The sequence below is a fragment of the Actinophytocola sp. genome (genome assembly GCF_035634895.1).
In the GTDB taxonomy this organism is placed as follows: Bacteria; Actinomycetota; Actinomycetes; order Mycobacteriales; family Pseudonocardiaceae; genus Actinophytocola.
Window position 1 is genome coordinate 1 of the sequence record NZ_DASQCC010000023.1, and the last position, 3,439, is coordinate 3,439.

The 3,439-nt window shown below is 71.6% G+C and carries 4 protein-coding genes and 1 pseudogene; 4 read left to right on the top strand and 1 reads right to left on the bottom strand.

The features are described 5' to 3' along the window. Positions 1 to 725, bottom strand: a pseudogene (locus tag VET29_RS03655) (DNA-binding protein); the annotation flags it as partial. 107 nt (positions 726 to 832) lie between these two features. On the opposite strand from VET29_RS03655, the gene VET29_RS03660 reads away from it, so the two are divergent. The 4 genes from VET29_RS03660 to VET29_RS03675 all read left to right on the top strand — a co-directional run. Continuing rightward, positions 833 to 1,018, top strand: a complete 186-nt coding sequence (locus VET29_RS03660; RefSeq protein ID WP_324914625.1) for a hypothetical protein — start codon at positions 833 to 835, stop codon at positions 1,016 to 1,018. Positions 1,019 to 1,036: 18 nt separating this feature from the next. After that, positions 1,037 to 2,419, top strand: a complete 1,383-nt coding sequence (locus VET29_RS03665) for an NAD-dependent malic enzyme (protein WP_324914627.1) — start codon at positions 1,037 to 1,039, stop codon at positions 2,417 to 2,419. 10 nt (positions 2,420 to 2,429) lie between these two features. After that, entirely contained in the window at positions 2,430 to 2,909 is a 480-nt protein-coding gene (gene moaC, locus VET29_RS03670) for a cyclic pyranopterin monophosphate synthase MoaC (RefSeq protein ID WP_324914629.1), read from the top strand. Positions 2,910 to 3,237: 328 nt separating this feature from the next. Beyond that, a partial coding sequence (locus VET29_RS03675; RefSeq protein ID WP_324914631.1) for a MogA/MoaB family molybdenum cofactor biosynthesis protein occupies positions 3,238 to 3,439 on the top strand: 202 nt, incomplete at its 3' end.

Genomic DNA, 3,439 nt, shown 5'->3' on the forward strand with positions numbered 1-3,439 from the left:
GTGGCGTCCACAGTGGCCACCCTGTGCTGCCTGACGCTCAGCGCGGGCTCGTCGAGCCTGACCGTCCCCAGTGGACTGTCGCCGCGGATGGCGAACGCCACCTGGCGCGGCAGCTCGACGGTCTCCGCGTCCCGGCGCAGCAGCAGGCCCATGGCGAGCAGCCGCTGCACGGGCGTGCGGGCCTGGTCCAGCGGCACCAGCACGTCCGCGTCCTTCGTGCGGCCGAGCGGCGACCCGTGCGCGAGCGTGGTCAGCATCCGCCGCTCCGGTTCCGCCAGCTCGGCGAGCAGCCCGGGGATGTCCACACCGGCCAGCCCGGCCGAGGGCCTGCCGAGCCCGGCCGGGAACAGCCCGCCGGCCTCACGCGCCGCCGGCACGACCGACAGCTCGTCGGTGCCCCACGCCAGTGCCAGCCGGACGAGGACGTCCAGGGCGTCGCGCACTCGCGCTTCGCTCGCGTCCGGACCGACTGTTTCCGCCACCCGCGAAACCGGCACGGGCGCCTGGTCCGCGTCCACGACCACCAGCGCGTCGAGCACCGCGAGCGTGAACGTGTCCAGCCCCTCTGCGGCTCTGGTCACCGAAGCCCTGGTCGCGGCCCGTGCGGCCAGCACGGTCGAGTCGGCGGGCGCGGGCGTGGCCAGGTCGGGACGCGCGACGAGCAGGGCGGCCAGCGTCAGGTCGTCCTGGGCTCGCAGCCAGTCGATGAGGGTGGGACCGGGCACCCGTACCACGGTATACGCGCATGCCGGCCGGTCGCGCTCCGGTAATCTCACCTGGCGAAGCTTGCGGAGTGAGCATCGATACATGAACCCGAGCGCAAGGAGGACCCGTGGCCAAGAAGGGCGGCGACAACGGCCGCATCGACCCGTACTGGCCCGCCGACGACTACGAGGGCCAGCACCCGGTCAGCGAGCTCGCCGCGGACCGCCAGGGCGCGCTGTCCCCGTACGGCGACCTGGTCTTCCCACTCGAGACGGTGCCTTACGAGCATCCGGTCACCGAGATCAACAAGTAGCAAGTAGGTCGAGCCAACATGCCGGTCCCTGGTCCTGGCTACTCCATCACCGTCCGCGTCGAGGCGCCGCCGTCGGCGAGCGCGGCGGGCGACCTGACCGGCGCGGCCGGCCGGGCCGGCGCGGTGATCACCGCCTTCGACGTCGTCGAGTCGCACACCGACCGCATCGTCGTCGACATCACGGCCAACACGCTCTCGGCCGCCCACGCGAAGGACATCACCGCCGCGCTGGAGGAGTTACCGGGGGTGTCGGTCCGCAAGGTGTCGGACCGGACGTTCCTCATCCACCTCGGCGGCAAGATCGAGGTCGCGTCGAAGGTCCAGCTCCGCAACCGCGACGACCTCTCCCGCGCGTACACGCCAGGCGTGGCCCGGATCAGCCAGGCCATCGCCGAGAACCCGGACGACGCCCGCCGCCTGACCATCAAGCGCAACACGGTCGCGGTCGTCACCGACGGGTCCGCCGTACTGGGGCTGGGCAACATCGGCCCGGCCGCCGCGCTCCCGGTGATGGAGGGCAAGGCGGCGCTGTTCAAGAAGTTCGCCGGCGTGGACGCGTGGCCGATCTGCCTGGACACACAGGACACCGAGGAGATCATCCGCACGGTGCAGCTGATCGCGCCCGTGTACGGCGGCATCAACCTCGAGGACATCGCCGCGCCGCGCTGCTTCGAGATCGAGGCGCGGCTGCGGGACCTGCTGGACATCCCGGTGTTCCACGACGACCAGCACGGCACCGCGATCGTGGTGGTCGGCGCGCTGCGCAACGCGCTGCGGGTTGTCGGCAAGGACATGGCCGACGCCAAGATCGTGGTGTGCGGCGCGGGCGCGGCCGGCTCGGCGATCATCCGCCTGCTGCTGCAGAAGGGCCCCCGCGACATCATCGCCGTCGACGTCAACGGCATCGTCCACCCCGACCGGGACGACCTCGACGCCAACCTCGCCTGGCTCGCGCGGAACACGAACCGGAACCTGGTCACCGGCCACGTGACCGACGCGCTGGTCGACGCGGACGTGTTCGTCGGCGTCTCCGCGCCCAACCTGTTCGGCGCGGACGCCGTGGCCACGATGGCCAAGGACGCCATCGTGTTCGCCCTGGCCAACCCGGACCCGGAGATCGACCCGCTGGAGGCGCAGAAGCACGCCGCCGTGGTCGCGACGGGCCGCAGCGACTACCCGAACCAGATCAACAACGTGCTGGCGTTCCCCGGCGTGTTCCGCGGCCTGCTCGACGCACAGGCCCGCGGCATCACCGACACGATGCTCCTGGCGGCGGCCGACGCCATCGCCGACGTGGTCGACGGCGACCGCCTGAACCCGTCGTTCATCGTGCCGAGCGTGTTCGACTCGGCCGTCGCACCCGCGGTGGCCGAGGCGGTGGCGAAGGCGGCACACCCGTAGCATCGTTTTCGTGGGTGACCTGACTCATGTCAATGCCGCGGGCGCGGCGCGAATGGTGGACGTGACCGGCAAGGCCGTCACGGACCGGGTCGCGGTCGCCACCGGCGTCGTGCGCACGACCGCCGAGGTCGTGTCGCTGCTCGAGAACAATGGCCTGAAGAAGGGCGACGCCCTGGCGGTCGCCCGCGTGGCCGGCATCATGGGCGCCAAGCGGACACCGGACCTTGTTCCCCTGTGCCACCCACTCCCGATCACGGGCGTGACAGTGGAGTTCGCGCTGGCCGCGGACTCCGTCGGCATCACCGCGACCGTCCACACGAGCGGCCAGACGGGCGTCGAGATGGAGGCCCTGACCGCGGTCACGGTCGCGGGCCTGACCCTGCACGACATGATCAAGGCGGTGGACCCGGCCGCAGTGCTGTCCGAGGTGCGGCTGGACCGCAAGGAGGGCGGCAAGTCCGGAGTGTGGACCCGACCGGAGGGCAGATGAACGGAGCAAGTGCGGTGCCCACCAATGTTCGCCAGGCCTCTCGCGGCGTCCGCCGGATCTCTCGCGGCGTCCGCCGAGCCTCTCGCGGCGTCGAGCGGGTGACGATCAGGGCGTCCGCCGCGCCGGGCACGCACGGCCGGCGGACCCGCCCCGGCCTCCCACCGGCAGCGTCCCCAAGCACGAAATCGGCGCCTGACCAGCGAAACCCCACATCCACCGCCAAACCCCGTGCGTACGAAAGGGACTTTCGTACGGCCCTAGGGAGCGAAAATGGAAGGTCGCTCGTTGCCATGGGGATAGCGTCGGGCAGGGCAGGCGAGGGGACGTCATGAGCACCGCACGCGTGATCGCGGCGTCCAACCGGGCGGCCGCGGGAGTGTACGAGGACAAGACGGGCCCGATGATCGTGTCGTGGCTGCGCGCCCGAGGCTTCACCGTCGACGCCCCGGTGGTCGTCCCGGACGGCGAGCCGGTACTGGCCGCCCTACGCGACGCGGCCGGCGTCGACGTGGTCATCACGACCGGCGGCA

Bases quoted from the DNA above. Each gene is read 5' to 3' on its own strand.
- VET29_RS03665 (WP_324914627.1), top strand. From the start codon at position 1,037: ATGCCGGTCCCTGGTCCTGGCTACTCCATCACCGTCCGCGTCGAGGCG.